We start from the raw sequence: 22,115 nt of genomic DNA on the forward strand, positions 1-22,115 counted from the left end.
AGTGGGTGTTTATTGAAGAGGGACTGTGGTATCCACACGCATTGATGCGTCAGTACGAACTTCGGCTCTCGCCGCAGCGTGGGTGGTTCCATCCGTTCGAAAAGCGGATCGATCGCCGGGAAGGGGTCGACCGCGTGGCGATCCACCGGATCCGTCTCCGCCCCGACGGACTCGGGGTGATGGTCTACGAACTCGCGGGGGAGTTCGAACGCGTCGAGGCGCTCGTCGACGAGGAGCTCGGCTCGCTCGGCTACTGGATCGAGGAGTTCGGTGACCGGATCTTCGTCTGCTCGCGGTTCGTCCCCAACGAGACCGTCACCGAACTCCTGCGGGTGACGCGGGACTTTCAGGTGTTCCTCGACCCGCCGCTGACGTACGTTCGCGACGGCGACCTCAAGGTGTCGCTGTTCGCGACCGAGGAGTCGTTTCAGCGGGCACGGTCGGTCGTGCCGGACGACGTCGACCTGTCCCTCGAGACGAAGCAGCCGTTCGAACCCGAGGAGAACGTCTTCCTCGCGTCGCTCACGCCGAAACAGCGCCGGCTGTTCGAGACGGCGATCGAGCTGGGCTACTACGGCTCGCCCCGAGAGACGACCTACGAGGAGATCGGTCGCGAGGTCGGCATCGCGGGCGGGACAGTCGGCGAGCATCTCCGGAAGATCGAGGCGAAACTCGTCGATCACGTCGTCTCGGCCTCCGTCACGGAGTCGCCGAAGCGCCGACAGATCCAGTGAGGCGGTTCCCGGCCACTCGGCGGGTCCCGCCGAGAATTGCGGCCGCCCCGCAGGAGCAAGAGTCACCCCGCTCGAGGCCGTTGGACCGGTATGGACGACTCCGACAGCGACGGTGACGGCGCCGACGACCGCGGCGAGCGGGAACCACACCGAATCGAGACCCGCTCGATCCACGCCGGACAGGAGCCCGATCCCGAAACGGGCGCACTGATGACGCCGATTCACGCCAACTCCACCTACAAACAGGACGCGCCGGGCGACCACCGCGGCTACGAGTACTCCCGGACCGGGAACCCGACCCGGACGGACTTAGAGGAAAACCTCGCGAGCCTCGAGAACGCCGAGTACGGCCGCGCCTTCGCCAGCGGGATGGCCTCGATCAACACCGTGCTCAACCTCCTCGAGGCCGGGGATCACGTCGTCACTGGCAACGACGTCTACGGCGGCACCCACCGCATCTTCACGCAGGTGTACGAGGAGTACGACCTCGAGTTCTCGTTCGTCGACATGACCGACTTAGACGAGATCGAGGCGGCGTTCCGCGAGGAGACGGCGCTGCTGTGGCTCGAGACGCCGACTAATCCGCTCATGTCGATCGTCGACATCGCTGGCGCGGCCGAGATCGCCCACGAGCACGACGCGCTCTGTGCGATCGACAACACGTTCGCGACGCCGTACCTCCAGCGACCGCTCGACCTCGGCGCGGACATCGTCTCGCACTCCCTGACGAAGTATCTGGGCGGCCACTCGGACGTCGTCGGCGGTGCGCTCCTGACGAACGACGAGGAACTGGACGAGCGACTGGGCTTCTACCAGAACTCCGTCGGCGCGACGCCGGGCCCCTTCGAGTGCTTCCTCGTCCTCCGGGGCACCAAGACCCTGCCCGTCCGCATGGACCGCCACTGCGAGAACGCCCGCGCCATCGCCGAGTGGCTCGACGACCACCCCGACGTCGACCGCGTCTACTACCCCGGCCTCGAGTCTCATCCCGGCCACGAGATCGCCGCCGAGCAGATGGACGACTTCGGCGGAATGTTGAGCTTCGAACTCGACGCGAGCTTAGCGGAGACCGGCGAGGTCGTCTCGAGCACCGAGGTCTTCACGCTGGCCGAGAGCCTCGGCGGCGTCGAGAGCCTGATCGAACAGCCGGCGCCGATGACCCACGCCGCGATTCCCCGCGAGGAACGCGTCGAAGCGGGGCTCACTGACGGCCTCGTTCGCGTGAGCGTCGGCATCGAACACGTCGACGACCTGATCGGCGACCTCGAGCGAGCGATCGAGACGGCGCTCCACTAGGTACCGCGGCGCCGGCGCGTCACGCCGCGGACCGGCGCGCGAGTTGCGAACGGAAGATCGGCACGAACCCCTCGAGATACGCCCGGGCGTCGACGGACTCGATCTCGCCGCAGTAGTCGGTGCCCCGCTCGTACTCGCGACGCCACCGTTCGACGAACGCGGTCTCGATGCCGGCGTCGCGGATCCGTTCGACGATCGGGTCGACGGTCGCGTCGGCCGGCGACGACCGGATCGCCCGGAGTTCGTCCGCCGACACGACGCCGGACTCGAGGGCTCGCGCCACGACGCCCGCGCTGTAGTCGCCCTCGGCGAGCTCCCGCTGCCAGGTGGCGATCCAGTTGCCGATCCGCGCCATCCGCTGGCCGCAGGCGACGAGGTCCCGAACGGCCGCGAGCTCGCTCGTCTCGAACGCCGACGCGTTCGCGAGGTCGATATCGGCGAACGGGAAGAGCATCATGTTGTAGACGTCGTACGTCCAGAGCTCGCGTTCGCCGGTGAGTCCGGGATACCGACCCAGCAGCGCCGAGTAGTCGACCGACTGAAGCGCCTGCCGCACGTCGAACCGGAACAGGGGCTCGAACTCGTCGGCCCGCGGGCTCTCCCGGTACAGCGACAGCAGCGCGTCCCAGAGCTCCTGCTGGAACCGCACGTACTCGCCGTCGACGCCGTCGCGGGTCGGATCGGCGGGTCGCGAGTCGAACGGAACGAGCAGCAGTTCCTCGAGGGTGGCCCGGTCGCCGTGTCGCTCGGCGACGTCGTCGATGACGGTGATGAACATCGTCGCGAGCACCTTCGCGTCGCGGACGCGTCGGCCGCACTCGTCGTCGACACACGACAGGCGGAACTCGGGTTCGACGGCGTCGAACCATCGCCACGTCGAGCGATCTCGATCGGCGATCCGCTCGTCGTACGCGTCGACCAACGGCTGGACCGTCTCCGAGAGCGTCCGCGTCCGTGCGTCCGCGAACGGGTCCGTCTCGACCTCGAGCGTGGGAAACTGCGACTCGGCTGCCATCGATTATCTGGTATGTAACAGGAGTCAAAAATACTTGACTCTAATTGTTTAAATCATTGTATATTATATGCTGGGAAGACGAGCAGACGCGGGAAAACGGACGGACAGTCCTTTCGTACTGGGCGCGGACGACTCGAGTATGTCGGCAGACGAACGCGACGCGGGCGTCCATACGCTCCCGATCACGGTCGAGTACGGTAGCCGAACGATCACGCTCACTCCGACGCTCGTCGAGACCGAGCGCGGACTGGTCCTGATCGACGCCGGTCCGCAGGGCGCGCTCGAGGGCATCCGAACGCACCTCCGGACGCTCGGCTACGCCCTCGAGGACATCTGGCTCGTCGTCCTGACCCACCACGACGCCGATCACGCGGGGGGTGTCGACGACCTGCTCGAGGCCGTCGACGCGGTCGTCGCGACCCACCGCGAGGAGGCGCCGTACGTCACCGGCGAGCGCGACCCCATCAAGGGCGACGGCGACCGCTATCCCCCCGTCGACGTCGATCTGGAACTCGCCGGCGGCGTCCGGGTCCCGACCCTCGCCGGCCCGATGGACGTCCTCGAGACGCCCGGCCACGCGCCCGGACACATCTCCTTGCACTTCCCGGAGGACGGTCTGCTGATCGCCGGGGACGCCCTCGTCGCGGACGACGATGATGGCTCGCTGTCGGGTCCGAAACCCGAGTTCACGCCCGACACGGATCGCGCCCTCGAGTCGGTCGGCGAACTGGCCGACCGGGAAATCGACCACGTCGTCTGCTATCACGGCGGCTACGTCGACCGCGGGAGCGAGCGGATTCGAGAACTCTACGAGCGCGGACTCGAGGACTGACGGGTTTCAAACCGCCGTTCGCTCGCTCGAGATGCGAACGGAACCACCGTTTCTGATAGTGGTAGGTACGAAAAGACGGAGGTTGGCCAACCCCTTGTACTACCCCTCAACCCTTTCGGGAGTACGAGGGTTTTCCAAGTCGCACGTTTCGGACGTGTCTCGCTGACCACCGATCACCGGCAGTCCCTGCATCCGCCTTCAGTGGAGAGGGCTTGGCGTTTCCTGCCTCCAGTCGTCAGCGATTGGAACCTCTCAGTAACGTCGGGATGGGTGCTGACAGGGAACCCGAATCGTATCTGTGAGGTAGCCATACTATGCACTGAGGAAAGCAGCGCATGGAATTCTGGCGCTATCCGTGGTGTGCGTCCTTCCATTTGTTATATTGTGAGTGACGATCGAATACATTATGCCTATATAGTTTGGAGCGTGATCGGGACAGTTCAGAGGACGTGGATAACTCCCAAAAGACGGCTATAGATGCGAGTCGTCTGTTTCTCCCGTACTGAGCGGCGATACTACTCTCGAGCGAGGGACCGCTGCGAATGCCGGCTCTCCGACTCGAACTGCCGAGGAGCGCAGCTGTCCCGTTCGAGCCGTCGGAACGGACGCTGTCCCTGCAGTTGCCACGGCGCCGCCTAACCCGTTCGGAGTGTGAGTTCGAACCGAAATGAGCTTCCTCTCCCGATCGGATCAGCGAAGCGACAGCACCGTCGGCCGGTCCGACGAACCCGAAGCGCCGTCGGAATCGGACGTCACCGAGAGCACGGCGTTCCGCGTCGGACGGCTCCTCTTCGGCGGTATCCTCGCGTTCAACGCCGTCGATAACCTCCGGAACCTCGAGGGGCGAGTCGCCTACGCCGAGTCCAAGGACACGCCGCTGGCCGGCGTTTCGGTGCCGGCGATCAGCGGCAGTCTGCTGCTGGGCGCCGTCAGCATCGTCTTCTGGCGGGCGCCGGCGGCGGGCGCCGCGGCGATCGCCAGCTTTCTCATCGGAACGACGCCGATCATGCACGACTTCTGGAACGAGGACGATCCCCAACAGCAACAACAGGAGATGACGCACTTCCTGAAGAACGCCGCGCTGCTGGGCGCCGCGCTCGCGTTCCTCGGGATCGGGCAACGCGGCCGGTAACGCGGCGCCGTCCGCCTCGGTGATCCGTCGCTCGAACTGTTACCAACCCAAGGTGTTTTCTTCGAGGCGACTCGACAGCTGAACATGAGCCGCCGCACTCGAGACGGCGTCGCGACCGAACGCTCGGGCGATCGCAGGAGGTGCGGTAGATGACGCGCGACCGTCGCGTTCGTCGGTTCCGATCGGCGGACGCCGCCCGCGTCCGAGAGATCCACGAGGCGGCCATGCGAGACGTCGGCGCCTACGTCGAGGACGTCCCGGACGAGGACCTCGAGGCGATCAGCGAGACCTACCTCGAGGCGGGCGGCGAGTTCCTCGTCGGCGAACGTGAGGGACGAATCGTCGCGATGGGGGCGTTCCGACCGCTCGACGAGACGGATTTCGCCGCGCAGGTCGTCCCCGACCTCCCCGAGTCGACGGTCGAACTAACCAGAATGCGCGTCGATCCGGACCACCAGCGACGGGGCTACGGGCAGCAGATCGCCGAGGAACTCGAGCGCCGTGCCCGCGAGCGAGGCGTTCACTGCATCGTCCTCGATACGATGCCGATCCTGACCGCGGCGCGTCGACTCTACGAGAAACTGGGATTCGAGGAGGCGGCCCGCGAGCGAGTCGAGGGATTCGACGAGCCGCTCGAACTGCTATTCTACCGGAAATCGCTGTGCGGTAACGACTGACCGCAGCGTAACCGCGTCAGTCTTCGAGCAGTCGCTTCAACCGATCGAGTTCCGTCAGCGCCTCGACGGGGGTGAGGTGGGCGAGGTCCAGCGCTCGGAGTTCGGCGGCCACGTCGGTCGGGATATCACCGCCATCTGCAGTGGCCGCAGCAGTCGCCTCGACGTCGGTAGTTTCGCCGGGAGCGTCCGGCTCGCCGGTCTCGGCTCGCTCGTCGATCGTCTCGTCTTCGCCGGATCCGTCGCCGGCCGCTTCCGCGACCAGTTCTCTCGAGCGCTCGACCACGTCCTCGGGAACGCCCGCCGCGGTCGCTACCTCGACGCCGTACGACCCCGTCGCCGCACCGGGGGCGATCTCGTGGTGGAAGACGACCTCGCCCTCGGCCTGGTCGACCTCGAAGTGGAGCGTGAACGCGGCCTCGAGGTCGTCGGTCAGTTCGGTCAGCGGGTGGTGGTGGGTCGCGAACAGCGTCGTCGCGCCGACCCGATCGTGGATGTGCTCGGTGATCGCCTGCGCGATGGCGAGGCCGTCGGCGGTCGACGTCCCCCGGCCCACCTCGTCGAGCAGGACCAGCGAGCGCTCGTCGGCCTCGCGCAGAATGGTCGCGAGTTCGTCCATCTCGACCATGAACGTCGACCGGCCGCCAGCGATGTCGTCGCTGGCGCCGACGCGAGTGAAGATCCGATCGACTGGCGTCAGCCTGGCCGAACGGGCGGGCACGAAGCTACCGATCTGCGCGAGCAGGACGATCTGGGCCACCTGCCGCATGTAGGTCGACTTCCCCGACATGTTGGGACCCGTGATCACCGCCAGCCGCCGGCCGTTCGTCAGGCGCGCGTCGTTGGGGACGAACGACTCCTGGGTCCGCTCGACGACCGGGTGGCGGCCGCCCTCGATGTCGATCTCGAGGCCCTCGCGCCCGTCGCGCTCGAGCATCTCGGGCCGGCAGTAGTCGTACTGGGCCGCAACGGTCGCGAGCGAGACGAGCGCGTCCAGCCTCGCGATCGCGTCGGCGAGGTTCTGGACGCGCTCGACCTCGGCGGCGATTTCGCTGCGGACCTCGCGGAAGAGTTCGTACTCGCGCTCGTCGGCCCGCTGCTGGGCGCCGACGATCTCGTCCTCGCGCTCTTTGAGCTTCGGTGTGACGAACCGCTCGGAGTTCTTCAGCGTCTGCCGGCGCTGGTAGTTCTCGGGGACGGCATCGAGGTTCGGGTTCGTCACCTCGATGTAGTAGCCGTGGACCGAGTTGTGGCCGACCTTCAGCGAGTCGATGCCCGTCCGCTCGCGCTCGCGCTCCTCGAGGTCGTCGATCCACTGTTTCCCGTCGCGGGCGGTCCCCCGGAGGTCGTCCAGATCTTCGTCGTACCCCTCCGCGATGATCCCGCCCTCGGTGATCTCGATCGGCGGTTCCTCGACGACGGCGTCCTCGATCAACTCGCGGACGTCCGTGAGCGGATCGAGGGTCGCGTGGAGTTCTCGCAGGCGCTCGCAGTCGGCGTCGGCCAACTGCTCCCGGATCTCGGGCACGACCGCCAGCGTATCGCGCAGCGAGCGCAGGTCCCGCGCATTGGCCCGTTCGCGGGAGATACGCCCGATCAGTCGCTCGAGGTCGTAGACCTCCCGCAGGCTGTCGTGGAGCCGTTCGCGCCGCCGGACGGCCGATTTCAACTCGGCGACCGCGTCGTGGCGGGCCTCGATCCGGTTCGGATCGAGCAGCGGCCGCCGAATCCAGTCCCGCAGTTTGCGGCCGCCCAGCGCGCTGGCGGTCTCGTCGAGCACGCCGACGAGCGTGGCGTCGTCCCGACCGTGGACGGTTCGGGGTTCGAACAGCTCGAGGCTGCGCAGGGCGACGGCGTCTAACAGCAGGTACTCTCGCGGATCGTACCTGGTGAGCTGGGTGATGTACTCGAGGCGCTGGTCCGCGTCGCCCTCGAAGACCGCTTCGACCCGCTCCTCGTCGTCGGCCTCGCCGCGTTCGCCCTCGTGCTCGCCGCCGCGGACGTACTCGGCGTACGCGAGCAGCGCGCCGCAGGCCCGGAGTTCGGCGTCCCCGGCGAGCAGGGCGTCGGGGTTGCGGAAGTACGCCGAGACCTTCTCCTTCGCCCGTTCGCCGTCGAACGCTCGCACGTCGAACGGCGTCACCATGCAGTCGTCGGGAACGGGGTCGGCCGGCGCGTCGGGGCCGACGACGGCCTCCGAGGGGGCGAAGCGGCTCACCTCGTCGGCGATCGACTCGGCCGCGGTCGCGCTCGTCGCGTAGAAGTCGCCCGTCGAGACGTCGAGCAGGGCCAGTCCGAGGCGGTCGCCCTCGCGGGCGATCGCGGCGACGAAGTTGTTGTCGTCGCTCGAGAGCAGTTCGTCCTCGGTGAGCGTCCCGGGCGTGATCACGCGCGTGACCGCGCGCTCGACCACGCCGGAGGTCTCGCCGGGTTCTTCGACCTGGTCCGCGACGGCGACGCGGTAGCCGGCCTCGAGCAGCTCCTCGATGTACGACTCGGCGTTGTCGATCGGGATGCCGGCCATCGGGTACTCGCCGGTGCTGTCCTCGCGGCTGGTCAGTGCGATCTCGAGCAGGCGAGCGGTTCGCTCGGCGGCGCCGCAGAAGGTCTCGTAGAAGTCCCCCACCTGAAAGAGCACGATAGCGTCGTCGTAGCGGGCACAGAGGTCGTGGTACTGCGCCATCATCGGCGTCAGCTCGTCGCGCTTCTCGGCCATCTGTTCGGGAGGGCCAAGCGCCGGATCCATACCTCAATTCCGCCGTCGGACGCGGAAATAGCTTGCTGGATCGGCGCCGAGCGCTCCGTTTCCGAAACAGTTCAGGTGTCGAGACTGTCAGGAAACGGAAAAAGCGTATTACGCTCGATCGCACAACTCCACACGAACAGCATGGCCACCCGTTCGTCGACCGCGAGTCGCGTCCTCGTCTGTCTCGTCGCCCTCCTCGTCTGCGGCGCTTGGACGGTCGGGATCGTCGCCGCCGCGACCGGCGGGTCCGCCTCGCTCGAGACCGACGACGGTTCGCTCACGGGGACCGTCGACGAGACGGACGACGAGATCGAGAACGCGACGAACGATACTGATAGCGAGATCGAGAACGCGACGAACGAGACGACCGACGGGAGTCAAAACGCGACCGATGACACGACTGACGGGACCGGTGAGGCGGTCGACGAGACGACCGACGAAATCGACGAAACCGTCGACGAACCCACCGATCCCCTCGAGAACGGGACCGAAACGGCGACGGACGTGGCCGACACGATCACCGACGAAACGACCGATACAGTCGACAACGTCACCAATGAGACGGCCGGGACGGTCGACCGAACGCTCGATAACTCGAGCGGCGCCGTCGCCGGTAGCGGCGAACTCAACGGATCGATCGGATCGGGGTCCGTCGATCTCGAGGCGTCGGCGTCCGCGTCGACCGGCTCGAGCGACGACACGGACGAGGGCGATACCGCGGGCGCGACCGATTCCGCCGGCGGTGTCGGCGGCGGTGGCGCGGTCCCCGACGGCTCCTCGTCGGCGACTGACGCCGTCCTCGTCGGCCTGCTCGGGACGATCACCGCCGCGGGGGCCGCCAGCGCCGCCGGCGGGGCGGCCGGAGCCGGCGCCGGTGTCGGTGCGAGTACCGGAGCCGCTGCGGGGTCGGCCGGCGCCGCCGGCACTAGCGCAGGCGGCGCCGCGGCCGGCGGCGCGACCGGCCTCGCTGCGAAGTGGCTCGGTCAGTCGTCGGTCCTCCGGTACCTCCGGCGGGTCGGGTCGCTCGTCCCGTGGAAACTCGTCCCGATCTTCAGGTACAGCCGCTACGACGATTCGGACCCGCTCGAGAACGATCGGCGGCGGACGATCTACGAGACCGTCGCGGACGATCCCGGCTGTTACCTCTCGGAAGTCAGCGAGCGCAGCGGCGTCGCCCTCTCGACGGTCCGCCACCACGTCCGCGTCCTCGAGGAGGAGGGGCTGGTCGCCGCGGCCAAGGTCAACGGCAAGCGCCGGTACTTCCTCGAAGACGACGGGATGACGGCCGACGACGGCGACGCGATCGCCGACGTCGAACTCCACGCCGCCCTCGCGGAGCCGGCCAAACGCGAGGTGCTCGAGACGCTCGCCGACCTCGGGTCGGCGCCGAACGGCCGTCTCGCCGACGAACTCGAGCGCGACCCGAGTACCGTCTCCCACCACCTCTCGGCGCTCGAGGAGGACGGGCTGGTCGTCCGCGAGAAGGACGGTCGGTCGGTCGTCAACGAACTCGTGCCCGCGGTCGAAACGACCCTGCGAAGCGAGGACGCGGCGCTCGAGGACGTATCGGCCGAGACGTCGGCATCGGCGCCCGCCGACGACTGACGGAGGGGACGATCGGCAGTAGGAGGACGTCTGAAATCGACTTCCCTCTCACGTACCGAGTCGTGACGTCCCCGGCGCCTCGAGGGTCGCGTTGACGACGATCCCGACCATGAGCAGGACGGCTGCGAGATAGAGACTCGTGAGGATGATAATGACACCGCTGAGCACACCGTATATCGCGTATCGGCCGGCGTTGGCGGCGTAATAGTGGACCCCGGTGTGAACGAGCGTCCAGCCGAACGCGGTCACGAGTGCTCCCGGGAGCGCGGCCGACGGCGTAGTCGCCGACCGCGACGGGACGTAGTACATCGGCAGGAAGGCGACGGTGAGCGCGAGAACGAGGACGACGACTCCCGAGAGTCCGGCGACCGGCCCGACGGGCGGCAGCGGGAACAGCGCGCTCGTCCCGACGATCGCGACGATCGCCAGTCCGATAGAGCCGAGGACGACGACGGCGTCGCGAACCTGGCTTCCGAGCGGACGCTCGGGTACCCGCTCGATACGCTCGACGACCGCTAGGAAACCGACGGCGACGTTCGCACTACTCCAGGCGAGGACGCCGACCGCGAACAGCGCCGCCCAGGTTCGTCCCGTCGCGGTCGTCGTCGCCTCGTAGACCAGCCGCTGGGCGCCGGGCGTGAGAAATTCCGGTGTCGTGCCGTGAATCCGGGTGACGAGCCGCTCGCCGACGAGCGCGAACAGGAGCATGAGCAAGGGGATGAACGCGACAAACGCGTAGTACGCGAGCGCGGCCGCGGGATACTTGACGTCTTGCTCGTAGACGACCCGGACGACCGTTGCCGCGGACTCGATCGCCTCGGCCAGGCGCCCCATACGCCCACTACGGTCATGCGGCCCAAACCGCTGTCCCCCGACAATTCCAGGCCGCTCGACGACGTCGTTCCCGAACAGTTCGTCACCTCGCTCCCCGGACCACCGAGACGATCGCGATCGGGGTCCCGTGGAATACTCGAGTCGAGCCCGCGAGAGCGGGTCGAGCTACCGGTCTCGGCGATCGTAGCAGCGGCGATCGTCCCGTAGACCGTCCGTACCGGGAGTCACTCGATGGCGTCGGTCGTCTCGAAATAGCGATCGGCGTGCGCACTACAGCCCGGATTGAATGCCGCGTCACAGGACGGACACCGGTAGTCGGCCTCGAGGTACACTGGAACGGTCAGTTCCGTCTCGCAGACGCCACACAGCACCGACGGGTCGTCGAAGCGATCGCGCGGCCACGGAACGGCGTCGTGGTCCGTCGTCTCCTCGTGACAGCGGTAACAGGGATAGTAGCGCTCGCAGCAGGCGAATTTGAAGGCGACGACGTCGCGATCGGTGTGGTAGTGGTCACACCGGGTCTCGGAACCGACGTCGACGCCGCGAACGGATGGGTCAGACACGGATCGTCGGTCGAACCGACGAGCGGACGGGACTTCGAGGTTTCGACCGACAGGTTCGCGACAGCGGTGGCTCTCGGTGCCCGACGAACCGGGCCGGTATCGGACGGCTTCGGCGGTGATCCCTCACTCGAACGACGTCGTATCGCCGCGCCGGTAGCGGTCGAGACGACGGTAGCCGTGGACGGTCGCGTTCTCGTCGAGTTCGATCTCGTAGCGACCGACGATGTCCTGCGTGTCGGGGACGGCCCGCCGCTCGACGACTTCGACGACCGCGCGCCAGCCGTCGTCGGTCGGCGAGATCTCGCTGACGGCGTCGAACTCCCGGCCGATGAGTTCGCCGGCGGTCGACTGGACGGTCCGGCGAACCGCGAGGACGCCCGCGATCTCGTCGTGATCGGTGTCGACGTCGGCGTCTACTTCCTCGGGATCGGTCTTCTCCTCGCCGGTCATGTCGACCGCACCCAGTTCCTGGCTCTGGGCCTGCGACTGCCGTTCGTCGTCCTGTGCCGCTTCGTCCTGTTCGTCTTCGACTGCTTGACTGTCACTCACGGTTGGATCACTCTCGTCGTGCTGATAGCAGAAGCCGTCCTCCTGGGCCGGCCGCGAACAGCGCTCGCCGTCCTCGGTCAGCGCCCGACACTGGTCCTGCGCTTGCTCCGCTGATTGCTGGGTATCGGCTTCGGCCATTGGCGTGTGCTGAACCTGTCGCGTGTATTCGTCCGTGTCTAGTCTAGGTACCGTGATTCGTTCTCAGCGGCCGGCGCCGAGTCAGACCGACTCGGCGATCTGCGTCCGGAGCTGCGAGACGTCCTCTGGCCCCTCGCCGGCGATCTTCGGCGCGAGGACGTCCATGAAGACGTCGGTCAGCAACTCGTCGTCGAACTCGCCGACCTCGCCGTCGCCGTCTCCGTTTCGCTGGCCGTCGAAGACCGCCAGCCCCTTCGCGGCCGTGATCGCCGCCCGCGTGCCGACGACGAGGTCGAGTTCGTCCCGCAGCGCTCGCGTCTTCGCGACGATCGCCTCGACGTCTTCCTCGGAGAGATCGACGTGAGACTTGACGATCTCGCGCTCGGTCTCCTCGTCGTAGTAGTCGATGTGGACGCCGACGAAGCGGTCGAGCAGCGCGTCCTGCTGTCGGTGAACGCCGGCGTACTCGACGTCGTTCGAGGTGAAGATCGCCCGGAACTCGGGGTGGACGTCGATCGTCCGATCCTCGCCGCGCTTGCCCGGTCGCTCGAGGACGCCCTCCTCGAACACCGAGAGCAAGACGTTGTGCGCCGAGGGGTCGCTACGCGAGAACTCGTTGTAGACGAGCGTCGCGCCCTCCCGGACGGCCACCGAGAGCGGGTTGTCGACCCACCGTTCGCGGACGACCTCGGTCTTCTTGCTGACGCCGCCGACGAACTGGTCGGTCTCCTTGTACCGTTCTCCGCCGGCGTTCGCACCGACGAGCGCGGCCGTGTCGACGGACTCGTCGCCGTTGATCCACACGACCGGTCGGCCGCGCTCGGCGGCGGCCGACAGCGCAAGCGCCGTCTTCCCACAGCCCGTCGGGCCGATCAGGTGGACCGGCTTCTCCGCCTCGAGCCAGCCGGTGATCCGGCTTCGCAGCGAGGCGACGGCGTCGGTCTCGATGAACGGTTCGGGAGCGACGTCTTCGGGAGCCGAGAGGGGACCGTCCCCGCTCTGCGCGCTCGACGACGACGTCCCGTTCGACGACTGCCGGGCGAGTTTCTTCTTCGCACGCCGTCCCTGCTTCTCGGAGCGGTCGCTCGTAATCTTCCGACCTCTGACCTTGCGCTTGCGCGACGAATCGTCGGCCATGGAGGGTTATTGGGTGGCGGATTCGGGTGACGATTCCGGACGCGGTTCGACCTCGAGCTCCTCCAGCTCCTCGAGGTCGCCCTCCGCCGTCGCTTGCTCAATTTTCGCGATCTCCTCCGCGTAGTGCAGGAAGGTGTCCACGGAGGCGACGACGACGCGGGCCTCGATCGTCAGGAGTTCGATCCCAACGACCGAGATCCGCGCCCAGACGTCGATGACGACGCCCTTGTCGAGGATGCGATCCAGTACCTCCGCGAGACTCGAGGAGTCGGGTCTCCGACCTGATGATGCTGCCATACGGACGATGGTACAGCACGGGTTCGTAACACGACAAGGGCTGCGTCTGCAAGCCGCCGTCTCCGGATCGATCGCTCGAGCGACCGATCGGTGCCGTCGCCGCGGGCTGCGATTGCAAGCACCACGATGACCCATCGCGGCGGTGAATCTCACGTGACGAGTTCCTCGAGTACCCGCAGGTGAGGGCCGGCGAGGCGGATTCCGGCGGCGCTCCCCGGGTAGTCGACCCCGTTCCCATGATATCCCGATCGATCCGTCTCGAGGCCGTGGACGAATCGCGCCCGCGCTTGCGGGCACGAGCAGCGCCGCCGTTCGACGCCGGGGTGATCGACCGATGACCCACCGATACGTCTACGGCGTGATGAACGACGACCCCGTCGAGTTCGAGACCGACGCGGTCGGCGGCGCCGACCGCGTCTACACGGTCTCGCACCGACGGCTCAACGCCGTCGTCTCCGACATCGACACGACCGATCCGGAGGAGACCGACGAGGACGCCCAGCGACACGACGACGTCCTCCGGGAGATCATGGAGCGCGACGGCGGCCGCACCATCGTCCCGATGCAGTTCGGGATGGCCTTCGAGAACGATCGGGCACTGAAGAACGTCCTTCGAGGCGCGAGACCGGCGTTCCGCCGCGCGATCAACGACATCGAGGGCCGGGAGGAACTCGGCCTCAAGGTCGTCCGCGAGGAGGACGCCGACGTCGATACCGACGCGCTCGAAGAAGCCGTCGCGGACGCGCTCGAGCCGATCGCCGCCCAATCGGTCCCCAACGACCTGTTCAGCGATCGGCTCGTGCTCAACCGGTCGTACCTCGTCGACCGCGACGAGCGCGAGCGGTTCGACGAGGCGGTGGCCGACCTCGAGGCGGAGTACGACGACCTCATGTTCCGCTACACGGGGCCGTTCGCGCCGTACAGCTTCGTCGACGTCAAGATCGGAGCCCAACAGTAACCATGTTCATCCTCGACGACCTCCTGATCCGACCGTTCGTCGGCATCGTGGACACGCTGCACACGATGGCGCTGAGCGAGATGTACGACATCGAGGCGCTCGAGGACGACCTCAAGGAGAACCAGTTGCTGTACGAACTCGGCGAGCGCTCCGAGGAGGAGTACCGGCGCCGCAAGGACGAACTCGAGGAGGAGATCGAAATCGCCCGCGACGTCCACGAGCGACTCGCGAGCGGCCGCGTAGAGGTGAAACGCTGATGTCACCAGACGACCACACACCCGAGGACCGACGCGACGAATCGAGCGACGACCAGGGCCACTGGCTCACCAGCCTGCTGTCGGCCCTCGAGTGGCTGGACGAGGCCTCCCGCTCCGGCCAGCGCCGCGGCGATCGGACGACTATCGACTACGACGTCTCGATCCGGACCGGTGACGCGCTCACCGATCGACCGGCGGGCGATCGACGTCCGTTCGCCGGCGGCGCGGACGATCGCGATCGGTTCGACCGCGGACGGGACTCCGAGTGGAATCGACCGCGGACGCGCCGGTACCGCGGCGACTCGTCCGAATCGTCGCCGTCGACCGCGCCCTCGAGCGACCACCACGTGACGACGCGGGAGGCCGAAGACGAACTGCTCGTCACCGCCGACGTGGCCGGCGCCGATCCGGACGACGTCACCGTCGGATTCGACGGTGCGACGCTCGTCGTCGGGGTCGAGGACCGCGAGATCGATCGGGTCGACGTCCCGTGGCGCGAGCGAACGGCCGAGGCGACGATCAAAAACGGCGTGCTCTCCGTGCGGATCGAACCGGCCTCGAACGACGGGGCGGACGGAGCGTCGGCGTCGGACACGGAACCGGAACCCGAGGCGTCCGAGACGTCGTCGGAAACGGAGACCGAGACGGCGACGGACTCGGACCCCGAGACGGAGGACGACGATGAGTGACGACGCGGCCGACGCCGGAGAGACCTTCGACGCCCTCCTCGACGAGGCGGAGGACTCCCTCGAGAACCTCGATGAGTATCTCGGCGGCGTCGAGAACGTCGAAGAGCTCGACGACAGCGCGCTCGAGACGATCGTCGGCGACGTCGAGACGCTCGTCACCGTCGTCCGAGAGACCGAGGAACTGCTCGAGGCGATCGACCTCAGCGAACTTCCCGAGGCCGTCGACGGCGACGACCTCCTCGAGGCGATCGAGATAGGGAAGATTCCCGAGGTGCTGGCAGACGACGAACAGGGCGCGAGCGACCTCGTGAATTTCACGCAGCTCTTCCGGGCGATCAACCTGTTGAACGCCTGGAACGCCACCGATCTCACCGATATCTGGAAGGAGAAACGCGAACTCCAGGACGCCGTCGACGAACTCGGGGACGGCGAGGACGCCGGCATGGTCGAGGACGCGGTTTCGGACGTCGTCGGCGGCGGTGACGACGAGGGCGGCCTGATCGGCGGCGACGACGACGACCTGATCGAGATGGACGCCGGCGACGCGAAGCAGGCGCTGGGCGACATCAACGTCGCGGAGGATCCGGAGGCCTATCAGATCGCCATTCAGGAGCAGGCGCTGAAGGGAATCGACGCGTTCCGGTCGGCGCTGCTCGAGACCCACGAGAAGTTCGAGCAGCTCTACGAGATGAACCGGGAGAAGATGCGCCGCAAGGACACCAGCACGAACTCGCGGAACCCGACCGCGGCGGCGACGATTCCGACCGAGCGCCGCGACCTCGGCAGCGGCGCCCGCTACTCGACGGTGCCACAGGACGTCAAGCTCTCGACGGCGCCCAGCCGGAAGCGAATCTACGGCCGCCGGTTCGAGATCGAACGGGAGAAACAGCGACGGCGGGAGAACGGCGGGCAGGCGAACAGGCGAGGAGCGGCGAATGACGGGCGAGCGAATCAGCGAGGGGCGGCGAATGACGAGCAGGCGAATCAGCGAGGGACGGAGAACGACGCCTCGGAGCAACAGCAGCGGAGGGAAACCAATGAGTGATACTATGCTACCAACGGCGATTCGACGGCGACTCGAGGTACTGACGGCCGTCGGGCTGGCGACCGTCTCGCCGCCGACGGACCCGACCGGGCCGACGGCCGCGGACGTGACCGATTCGACGCCACCCGACGGCGGAGGTGACGGCCGTGGTCGATGACTTCCAGCCGAGCCGTCAGAAGGCCGACCTCGCGGAGGTCGTCGAGATGCTGCTCGACAAGGGGATCGTCATCAACGCCGACATCGCCGTCTCGATCGGCGACACGCAATTGCTCGGCGTCCAGCTCCGGGCCGCCATCGCTTCCTTCGAGACCGCGGCCAAGTACGGCCTCGAGTTCCCCGAGGGCACCGACATGCGACGGGTCGCGGCGGCGGTCGACGACCCGGAAATCGCCGAGATGGATCGACCGAATCCGGTGATCGATCCCACGCGGGGCGTCAACGCCACCGCCGACGAGCAGTCCGAAGACGGGAGTGACGCGTCGGACGAGGCGAACGGCGACTCGAGCGACGACGGCGCGGAGAGCTACGAGATGCCCGACCGCGGGGTCTCTCACCTCGGCGCGCGACCGGACCCGGACCGGCCGACCCGCGGCGGGTTCGATCTGCTCAGCGACGACTCCGATTCCGACGATGACGGTGAGAACGGGACGGAATCCGACGGTGACGGGGACGCCGAATCGACCGAGAGCGGCGACGGCGAGGAAGCCGAAGCGACGAACACGGAGGGAGACGCATGACCCAGATCGACGTCGGCGACGGCGAGGACGCGCGCCAGGGGCTGGTCACGCTCGTCGTCACCGTCGTAGAGATCCTGATGGACGCCTTAGAGCGCGAGGCGGTGCGCCGCATGGAGTCGGGGAACCTCGCCGACGAGGAGATCGAACGGCTCGGCGAACAGCTCGCGACGATCGAGGCGGAGATCGAGCAACTCAAAGAGGACGAGGGGATCGAGGACGGCGTCGACGACCTGCGCGGCGACCTGAACGGACTGGTCAACGACGCGATCGAACAGCTCCACGGCGAACCGCGAGCCATGAATAAACCCGGCTACTCCGTGCTCGGAGGTGACGAGGAGTGAGCTCCGAACGGTCCGACGAACGGCTCGAGGACATCGCCGACGCCGAAAGCATCGACGACCTCGAGGGGATCGACGATTTCGACGACCTCGAGGAGGCCGTCGACGACGCGATCCCCGAGATCGACGACGGGCGGTACCTCTACTGTATCGTCCGGGCCGACGAGGGCGCGGCGTTCGAGGCGACCGGCGTCGACGGCGAACCCGTCTCGATCGTGGCCGCGGACGGCATCGGCGCGGTCGTCCACGAAACCGACGGCATCTACGATTCAGCGGACCTCACGCAGGTCCGCCGCTGGCTCGTCCGCCACCAGACGATCGTCGACGAGGCCGCCCAGGAGTTCGGCACGCCGATCCCGTTCCAGTTCGACACGATCCTCCGGGGCGGTGACGAGGGCGTCCGCGAGTGGCTCCGCGAGGAGTCCGATACGCTCGACCGCGCGCTCTCGGGACTGGCGGGCCACTGGGAGTACCGCGTCGAGGTCGCCGAGATCGATCCCATCGACGACGACGCGCTGATCGAGCGCGACGACCGACTGGGGGAGCTCGCCGATCAGATCGACGACTCCGGGTCCGGGACGTCGTTCCTGCTCGAGAAGAAACTCGAGCAGCGCCTGACCGAACTGCGGGCGGCCCGCCGCGAGTCGATCACGGCCGATCTCCAGGAGCGACTCGCGGACGCCGCGCGGGAGGTCCACAGCCTCGAGCGGTCGCCGACGGCGTCGTTGTCCGATGACATCGCCGACGAGGCCGAACAACGCGACGGCGAAACGCTCTGTCGACTGACGCTGCTCGCCCACGAGGACGAGGAGGAGGCGATCGGCTCGATCCTCGACGACGTGGCGGCAAACGACGGCTTCGAGGTCCGGTTCACGGGGCCGTGGCCGCCGTACACGTTCGCGCCGGAACTGGGCGGCGACGAATCGACCGATACCCAGCCACACCCATGAGACCCCGAAAGGACGAAGAGACGCTCGTCGACGTGCTCGACGTACTGCTCAGGGACGGCGCCGTCCTCCGTGCGGACGTCATCGTCTCGGTCGCGGGGATCCCGCTGGTCGGTCTCAAACTCACGGCCGCCATCGCCGGGATGGAGACGATGACCGAGTACGGCTTCTTCGAGGAGTGGGACGTCGAACGGCGCCAAACGTCGGTCACTCGCCGTCAGCACAAGAAGAAAAAGAAGCGAAAACGGAAGCGGGCGCCGGACGAACTCGAGCGGATCACGGTCGGGTCGACGCCGGAGGGCGAGCGATCCCGCGACCGCGGCGACGAGTCGCCTCGAGAACGCACCGACGAGCGCTCTCGGCCGGACAGCGACGAGCGATCCGAGGGGGACGATCCCGAACGCTCCCGAGCGGACGACGAGTGAGATCACTCGAGAGCCGAGTTCGAGAACGGAGAGCCGAATCGGTGGACGAGCCGAACGTGATCGGCGACGGATAGCCGTCCAGGTCAGGCGTGCTTCGGTCGTTCCGTGGTGAGCTCGACGTCGCCGGAGACGTCCTCCGTATCGCGGTCTTCGTCGTAGACGTACTGACCGGTAGCCCCGCAGAGCGTACACTCGTAGGTCTCGGAGATCTCGTTGATCATCTCCCCGTCCTCGAAGTAGACGCGGCTCTGCGTGATCTGCAGGAATTGGGCGGTCTCGCAGTTACTGCAGGTGATCATATCCGATCGAAGGCCACGACCGGTTGTAGTTATCCGGCTTGTAACCGAAAGTGGGACCGATCTATGCGCTTCTTACCTACAGTTTGACAGCCGATCGGGCGGCGGTCGGAGCGACGCGACCGTCGCTCGGAAAACCGGATCGTTCTCAGCAGTAACAACAGCATAATCGACCGACGGCGGTACGATTGCACGACGCGGTATAGCGAGATTAGTGACCAGAAAACCCCGTTCTACCCGCCGATCGATCGCGGTATTCGGTCACTTCGAAACCCGGCGAGCCGGCGGTCCGGTGATCGGTCCGCGTTCCGGTTCACTCCGCGGTCGGCACGTCTATTCGGTCCCCGGTTCGGGCCGCCTCGTAGGCTGCTTCCGTCAGCGCGGTCACCCGGAGGGCGTCCCGAGCCGTCGCCGGCGGTTCACCGTCGGTCCGGACGCTCTCGAGGAAGGCCTCGGCGCGAGTCCGCTCGGCCCGGGCGTCGATGTAGGGGTCGTACTCGCCCGCGTCGTCGTCGATCTCGGTGACGGTTCGCGAGCCCCACTGGCGACCCTCGAGGTAGACGGCGCCGTCGTCGTCCCAGATGTGGACGTGCTCGCGGACCGAGGGGGCGTCGCCGTTGAAGGAGAAGGTCCCCGTGGCGCCGTTAGCGAACCGGACGTCGAGGTGAGCGCGCCGATCGACCCGTTCGTCGTCGTCGTGAAAGTCCATGCTCGCCGCGACGGACTCGGGCTCGAGGCCGGTCGTCCAGAGGACGCCGTCGAGGACGTGGCTCCCGGTGTCGTAGAGGAAGCCGCCGCCCGAGAGGTCGGGATCGAGCCGCCAAGTCCCCCGCGAGTCGTCGATCCAGTCCTGAGTGATCGACGCGGTCAGCCAGTTCGGTGTCGCGTCGTCGAATCGCTCTCTGGCGGTCCGAAACGCCGTCTGGAGGTGGCGCTGGTAGCCGACCATCAGCGTCTCCGAGGACCGCTCGGCTCGATCCGCGAGGTCGCGTGCGCGCTCGAGGTCCGTGGTGAGCGGTTTGTCACAGTAGACGTGACAGCCGGCCTCGAGGGCCGCGACGACCTGCTCGTAGTGGAGCGTGTGGGGCGTACCGACGAGGACGGCGTCCAACGGAGCGTCCTCGAGCATCTCCGCGTAGTCGGTGTACTGCTCGGAATCCGGGACGTCGAACGCGGTGCCGGTCTCCGCGAGCCGCTCCGTATCGAGATCGCAGAGCGCCTGTACGGTCGCGTCGCCGCGTCGGTGAAACTGCCCGCCGACGGTCGTTCCGATGTATCCGAGCCCGACGATTCCGAGCCGAAGCGGCTCCGCTAAGCCATCCTCGTGCATGGACCGCTAGACGGGAGACAGGCCCAATTATCTTCGCCCGTCGTGGGCCCCGTGAAGTGTGTCGCGGACGAACCGAGGCACTGAGCGGCGATTTCGTCACCGTTTCGGTGTGTAACCGTCTGGTTAGCCGTCGCCTGTCAACGGTTTGGGGAGACTACTGTCGGCCAAGCGCCTGCATAACAATGGGTGACACTTGCATTGCTCCGGCTGCGGGGAAGACGACCCCGCCGGGTACGCGCTCAACCGAGACGACGCGCTGACCAGTCGATTGCGTGCGTTCGTGCCCGGATGCTCGGAAGTGGACTCGCCCCCGCTTCGAGTTAGCTCATGTCTCTCACGCCAGGGCGGGCTCCCGCCCCCGCCCGGGTTTCCGAAACCGATACCGCGACCAGCAACGGCTCCCGTCCCGACGGGACCGCTGCTCGGCCGAACCGCTCAGAAGTCGGTGACGACCGGGATGCCGACGGTCTCGTAGTCGTCCATCGACGCCAGCGTCTCGGGCAGGTCGTCGAGCGAGAGCCGCTCCCCGATGATCTTGCTCGGCTCGAGCGTGCCCTGTGCGATCAGCTTGAACAGTTCCTCGTAGCGGACCAGCGGCATGCCGAAGGAGCCGTGGAAGTCGATCTCCTGCATCGTCATGACGTCGACGGGCAGTTCGATCTGGCCCTCCTCCTCGCCGGTCGTCAGGCCGACCTGGACGTGGCTCCCCCGCGTACCGAGGCTGTTGACCGAGTTCGTGCAGGTCTCGGCGACGCCCAGCGCGTCGATGGAGACGTCGGCCCCGCCGTCGGTGATCGACTGGACCTCTCGGGCCGCGCTGTCGACCTCGGTAACGTTGACGGTCTCGCGAGCGCCGAGCTCCTCGGCGCGCTCGAGTTTGTCGTCCACGAGGTCGATTCCGATCGGATGCGCGCCCAGCGCGTCCGCGATGTGGATCGCCGATAGCCCGACGCCGCCACAGCCGTGGACGGCGACCCAGTCGCCGGGACGGAGGTCGGCGCGGTCGGCCAGCGCGTGGTAGGCGGTCATAAAGCGGCAGCCGAGCCCAGCCATCTCGTCGTACTCGACGGTTTCGGGCAGTTTGACGCAGTTGAAGTCGGCTTCGCGGACCGGGAACGCCTCCGCGAAGGCTCCCTGGGAGTACTCCGACAGCCCCAGCGGAATCACCGTCTCGCAGTTGTTCGCCCGGCCCTCGCGGCAGTGGGGACAGCTCCCATCGCCGAGGTGGAACGGGACGGCGACGCGATCGCCGACCTCGAGGGTCTCGACGTCCGACCCGACCTCGGAGACGACCCCCGCGGGCTCGTGACCGAGGATCTGTCCTTCCGGGACCCCCGCACCGATCCAGCTCCAGTCGCCCTGCCAGGCGTGCCAGTCGCTGCGACAGACCCCGCAGGCCTCCGTCTCGACGACCACTTGATCCGGCTGCGGCTCCGGATACGACACGTCCTCGATCGCCAGCGGCTCCCCGTGTTCTTCGATAACGGCTGCTCGCATATGCCGCTAGTTCCATCGGATACCACAAAAGTTTATGAGGAATA

The 22,115-nt window shown here is 67.3% G+C and carries 25 protein-coding genes; 15 read left to right on the plus strand and 10 right to left on the minus strand.

Annotated features, from left to right (window positions below; all coding sequences use genetic code 11):
* Positions 1-44: 44 nt before the first annotated feature.
* On the plus strand, positions 45-734 hold the full coding sequence (locus WD430_RS14465) for a helix-turn-helix domain-containing protein (RefSeq protein ID WP_339103133.1): 690 nt from the start codon (positions 45-47) through the stop codon (positions 732-734).
* A gap of 90 nt (positions 735-824) precedes the next feature.
* Positions 825-2,030, plus strand: a complete 1,206-nt coding sequence (locus WD430_RS14470; RefSeq protein ID WP_339103134.1) for a cystathionine gamma-synthase — start codon at positions 825-827, stop codon at positions 2,028-2,030.
* 19 nt (positions 2,031-2,049) lie between these two features.
* Here WD430_RS14470 and WD430_RS14475 read toward each other — a convergent pair whose 3' ends face one another.
* Positions 2,050-3,045: a hypothetical protein gene (locus tag WD430_RS14475; RefSeq protein ID WP_339103135.1), complete on the minus strand. Its 996-nt coding sequence runs from the start codon at positions 3,043-3,045 to the stop codon at positions 2,050-2,052.
* A gap of 139 nt (positions 3,046-3,184) precedes the next feature.
* On the opposite strand from WD430_RS14475, the gene WD430_RS14480 reads away from it, so the two are divergent.
* From WD430_RS14480 to WD430_RS14490, 3 genes are all read left to right on the plus strand, one after another.
* Positions 3,185-3,877: an MBL fold metallo-hydrolase gene (locus WD430_RS14480; protein ID WP_339103136.1), complete on the plus strand. Its 693-nt coding sequence runs from the start codon at positions 3,185-3,187 to the stop codon at positions 3,875-3,877.
* A 667-nt stretch (positions 3,878-4,544) separates the two neighbouring features.
* Complete coding sequence (locus WD430_RS14485; RefSeq protein ID WP_339103137.1) at positions 4,545-5,009, plus strand: DoxX family protein; 465 nt, start codon at positions 4,545-4,547, stop codon at positions 5,007-5,009.
* Between the two features lie 149 nt (positions 5,010-5,158).
* Complete coding sequence (locus WD430_RS14490) at positions 5,159-5,686, plus strand: GNAT family N-acetyltransferase (protein WP_339103138.1); 528 nt, start codon at positions 5,159-5,161, stop codon at positions 5,684-5,686.
* Positions 5,687-5,702: 16 nt separating this feature from the next.
* Here the strand turns inward: WD430_RS14490 and mutS are convergent, their stop codons facing one another.
* Positions 5,703-8,429: a DNA mismatch repair protein MutS gene (mutS, locus tag WD430_RS14495; protein ID WP_339103139.1), complete on the minus strand. Its 2,727-nt coding sequence runs from the start codon at positions 8,427-8,429 to the stop codon at positions 5,703-5,705.
* Positions 8,430-8,570: 141 nt separating this feature from the next.
* On the opposite strand from mutS, the gene WD430_RS14500 reads away from it, so the two are divergent.
* On the plus strand, positions 8,571-10,034 hold the full coding sequence (locus WD430_RS14500) for a winged helix-turn-helix transcriptional regulator (RefSeq protein ID WP_339103140.1): 1,464 nt from the start codon (positions 8,571-8,573) through the stop codon (positions 10,032-10,034).
* A 48-nt stretch (positions 10,035-10,082) separates the two neighbouring features.
* Here the strand turns inward: WD430_RS14500 and WD430_RS14505 are convergent, their stop codons facing one another.
* The 5 genes from WD430_RS14505 to gvpA all read right to left on the minus strand — a co-directional run bounded on the left by WD430_RS14505 (position 10,083) and on the right by gvpA (position 13,552).
* The gene (locus WD430_RS14505; RefSeq protein ID WP_339103141.1) at positions 10,083-10,868 is read right to left on the minus strand and encodes a YihY/virulence factor BrkB family protein; all 786 of its coding nucleotides are present in this window, start codon (positions 10,866-10,868) and stop codon (positions 10,083-10,085) included.
* A gap of 224 nt (positions 10,869-11,092) precedes the next feature.
* Entirely contained in the window at positions 11,093-11,431 is a 339-nt protein-coding gene (locus tag WD430_RS14510) for a CHY zinc finger protein (protein WP_339103142.1), read from the minus strand.
* A gap of 123 nt (positions 11,432-11,554) precedes the next feature.
* The gene (gvpO, locus tag WD430_RS14515) at positions 11,555-12,118 is read right to left on the minus strand and encodes a gas vesicle protein GvpO, halophile-type (RefSeq protein WP_339103143.1); all 564 of its coding nucleotides are present in this window, start codon (positions 12,116-12,118) and stop codon (positions 11,555-11,557) included.
* Positions 12,119-12,199: 81 nt separating this feature from the next.
* On the minus strand, positions 12,200-13,255 hold the full coding sequence (gene gvpN / locus WD430_RS14520) for a gas vesicle protein GvpN (protein WP_339103144.1): 1,056 nt from the start codon (positions 13,253-13,255) through the stop codon (positions 12,200-12,202).
* A gap of 6 nt (positions 13,256-13,261) precedes the next feature.
* Positions 13,262-13,552, minus strand: coding sequence for a gas vesicle protein GvpA (gene gvpA / locus WD430_RS14525; protein WP_008894730.1), 291 nt, complete (start codon positions 13,550-13,552; stop codon positions 13,262-13,264).
* A 334-nt stretch (positions 13,553-13,886) separates the two neighbouring features.
* Between gvpA and WD430_RS14530 the strand changes: the two genes are divergently transcribed.
* Genes WD430_RS14530 through gvpM form a run of 9 tightly spaced genes read left to right on the plus strand, consistent with a single transcriptional unit; the run spans position 13,887 to position 18,948 of the window.
* A complete protein-coding gene (locus WD430_RS14530) occupies positions 13,887-14,510 on the plus strand; it encodes a GvpL/GvpF family gas vesicle protein (protein WP_339103145.1) in 624 nt (207 codons plus the stop codon).
* Between the two features lie 2 nt (positions 14,511-14,512).
* Positions 14,513-14,767: a gas vesicle protein GvpF gene (gene gvpF, locus WD430_RS14535; protein ID WP_339103146.1), complete on the plus strand. Its 255-nt coding sequence runs from the start codon at positions 14,513-14,515 to the stop codon at positions 14,765-14,767.
* A complete protein-coding gene (locus tag WD430_RS14540) occupies positions 14,767-15,456 on the plus strand; it encodes an Hsp20/alpha crystallin family protein (RefSeq protein WP_339103147.1) in 690 nt (229 codons plus the stop codon). The genes gvpF and WD430_RS14540 overlap by 1 nt, the downstream gene beginning before the upstream one ends.
* Complete coding sequence (locus WD430_RS14545; protein WP_339103148.1) at positions 15,449-16,501, plus strand: hypothetical protein; 1,053 nt, start codon at positions 15,449-15,451, stop codon at positions 16,499-16,501. Before WD430_RS14540 ends, WD430_RS14545 begins: the two co-directional genes overlap by 8 nt.
* The gene (locus WD430_RS14550; protein WP_339103149.1) at positions 16,494-16,658 is read left to right on the plus strand and encodes a hypothetical protein; all 165 of its coding nucleotides are present in this window, start codon (positions 16,494-16,496) and stop codon (positions 16,656-16,658) included. Before WD430_RS14545 ends, WD430_RS14550 begins: the two co-directional genes overlap by 8 nt.
* Entirely contained in the window at positions 16,648-17,238 is a 591-nt protein-coding gene (gene gvpJ / locus WD430_RS14555) for a gas vesicle protein GvpJ (protein ID WP_339103150.1), read from the plus strand. The genes WD430_RS14550 and gvpJ overlap by 11 nt, the downstream gene beginning before the upstream one ends.
* Positions 17,235-17,579: a gas vesicle protein K gene (locus WD430_RS14560; protein ID WP_339103151.1), complete on the plus strand. Its 345-nt coding sequence runs from the start codon at positions 17,235-17,237 to the stop codon at positions 17,577-17,579. The genes gvpJ and WD430_RS14560 overlap by 4 nt, the downstream gene beginning before the upstream one ends.
* Positions 17,576-18,526: a gas vesicle protein GvpL gene (gene gvpL / locus WD430_RS14565; protein WP_339103153.1), complete on the plus strand. Its 951-nt coding sequence runs from the start codon at positions 17,576-17,578 to the stop codon at positions 18,524-18,526. The genes WD430_RS14560 and gvpL overlap by 4 nt, the downstream gene beginning before the upstream one ends.
* A complete protein-coding gene (gvpM, locus tag WD430_RS14570) occupies positions 18,523-18,948 on the plus strand; it encodes a gas vesicle protein GvpM (protein ID WP_339103154.1) in 426 nt (141 codons plus the stop codon). The genes gvpL and gvpM overlap by 4 nt, the downstream gene beginning before the upstream one ends.
* 83 nt (positions 18,949-19,031) lie before the next feature.
* Here gvpM and WD430_RS14575 read toward each other — a convergent pair whose 3' ends face one another.
* The 3 genes from WD430_RS14575 to WD430_RS14585 form a co-directional block, all read right to left on the minus strand.
* Positions 19,032-19,247, minus strand: coding sequence for a hypothetical protein (locus tag WD430_RS14575; RefSeq protein ID WP_339103155.1), 216 nt, complete (start codon positions 19,245-19,247; stop codon positions 19,032-19,034).
* A 310-nt stretch (positions 19,248-19,557) separates the two neighbouring features.
* Entirely contained in the window at positions 19,558-20,574 is a 1,017-nt protein-coding gene (locus WD430_RS14580) for a Gfo/Idh/MocA family oxidoreductase (protein WP_339103156.1), read from the minus strand.
* A 435-nt stretch (positions 20,575-21,009) separates the two neighbouring features.
* Positions 21,010-22,071 (minus strand): zinc-dependent alcohol dehydrogenase family protein, encoded by a 1,062-nt coding sequence (locus WD430_RS14585; protein WP_339103157.1) that lies wholly within the window; start codon positions 22,069-22,071, stop codon positions 21,010-21,012.
* Positions 22,072-22,115: the final 44 nt, after the last annotated feature.

Origin of the sequence: Haloterrigena sp. KLK7 (genome assembly GCF_037914945.1) — an archaeon.
GTDB classification, from domain to species: domain Archaea; phylum Halobacteriota; class Halobacteria; order Halobacteriales; family Natrialbaceae; genus Haloterrigena; species Haloterrigena salinisoli.

Coding starts and splice junctions, on each gene's coding strand:
- WD430_RS14505 (WP_339103141.1), bottom strand. CDS start 10,868: ATGGGGCGCCTGGCCGAGGCGATCGAGTCCGCGGCAACGGTCGTCCGG.
- WD430_RS14480 (WP_339103136.1), top strand. CDS start 3,185: ATGTCGGCAGACGAACGCGACGCGGGCGTCCATACGCTCCCGATCACG.
- WD430_RS14540 (WP_339103147.1), top strand. CDS start 14,767: ATGTCACCAGACGACCACACACCCGAGGACCGACGCGACGAATCGAGC.
- gvpA (WP_008894730.1), bottom strand. CDS start 13,552: ATGGCAGCATCATCAGGTCGGAGACCCGACTCCTCGAGTCTCGCGGAG.
- gvpM (WP_339103154.1), top strand. CDS start 18,523: ATGAGACCCCGAAAGGACGAAGAGACGCTCGTCGACGTGCTCGACGTA.
- gvpO (WP_339103143.1), bottom strand. CDS start 12,118: ATGGCCGAAGCCGATACCCAGCAATCAGCGGAGCAAGCGCAGGACCAG.
- WD430_RS14490 (WP_339103138.1), top strand. CDS start 5,159: ATGACGCGCGACCGTCGCGTTCGTCGGTTCCGATCGGCGGACGCCGCC.
- WD430_RS14585 (WP_339103157.1), bottom strand. CDS start 22,071: ATGCGAGCAGCCGTTATCGAAGAACACGGGGAGCCGCTGGCGATCGAG.
- gvpN (WP_339103144.1), bottom strand. CDS start 13,255: ATGGCCGACGATTCGTCGCGCAAGCGCAAGGTCAGAGGTCGGAAGATT.
- WD430_RS14465 (WP_339103133.1), top strand. CDS start 45: ATGCGTCAGTACGAACTTCGGCTCTCGCCGCAGCGTGGGTGGTTCCAT.
- WD430_RS14485 (WP_339103137.1), top strand. CDS start 4,545: ATGAGCTTCCTCTCCCGATCGGATCAGCGAAGCGACAGCACCGTCGGC.
- WD430_RS14580 (WP_339103156.1), bottom strand. CDS start 20,574: ATGCACGAGGATGGCTTAGCGGAGCCGCTTCGGCTCGGAATCGTCGGG.
- WD430_RS14470 (WP_339103134.1), top strand. CDS start 825: ATGGACGACTCCGACAGCGACGGTGACGGCGCCGACGACCGCGGCGAG.
- WD430_RS14560 (WP_339103151.1), top strand. CDS start 17,235: ATGACCCAGATCGACGTCGGCGACGGCGAGGACGCGCGCCAGGGGCTG.
- WD430_RS14530 (WP_339103145.1), top strand. CDS start 13,887: ATGACCCACCGATACGTCTACGGCGTGATGAACGACGACCCCGTCGAG.
- WD430_RS14475 (WP_339103135.1), bottom strand. CDS start 3,045: ATGGCAGCCGAGTCGCAGTTTCCCACGCTCGAGGTCGAGACGGACCCG.
- WD430_RS14550 (WP_339103149.1), top strand. CDS start 16,494: ATGAGTGATACTATGCTACCAACGGCGATTCGACGGCGACTCGAGGTA.
- WD430_RS14575 (WP_339103155.1), bottom strand. CDS start 19,247: ATGATCACCTGCAGTAACTGCGAGACCGCCCAATTCCTGCAGATCACG.
- WD430_RS14545 (WP_339103148.1), top strand. CDS start 15,449: ATGAGTGACGACGCGGCCGACGCCGGAGAGACCTTCGACGCCCTCCTC.
- WD430_RS14500 (WP_339103140.1), top strand. CDS start 8,571: ATGGCCACCCGTTCGTCGACCGCGAGTCGCGTCCTCGTCTGTCTCGTC.
- mutS (WP_339103139.1), bottom strand. CDS start 8,429: ATGGATCCGGCGCTTGGCCCTCCCGAACAGATGGCCGAGAAGCGCGAC.
- gvpF (WP_339103146.1), top strand. CDS start 14,513: ATGTTCATCCTCGACGACCTCCTGATCCGACCGTTCGTCGGCATCGTG.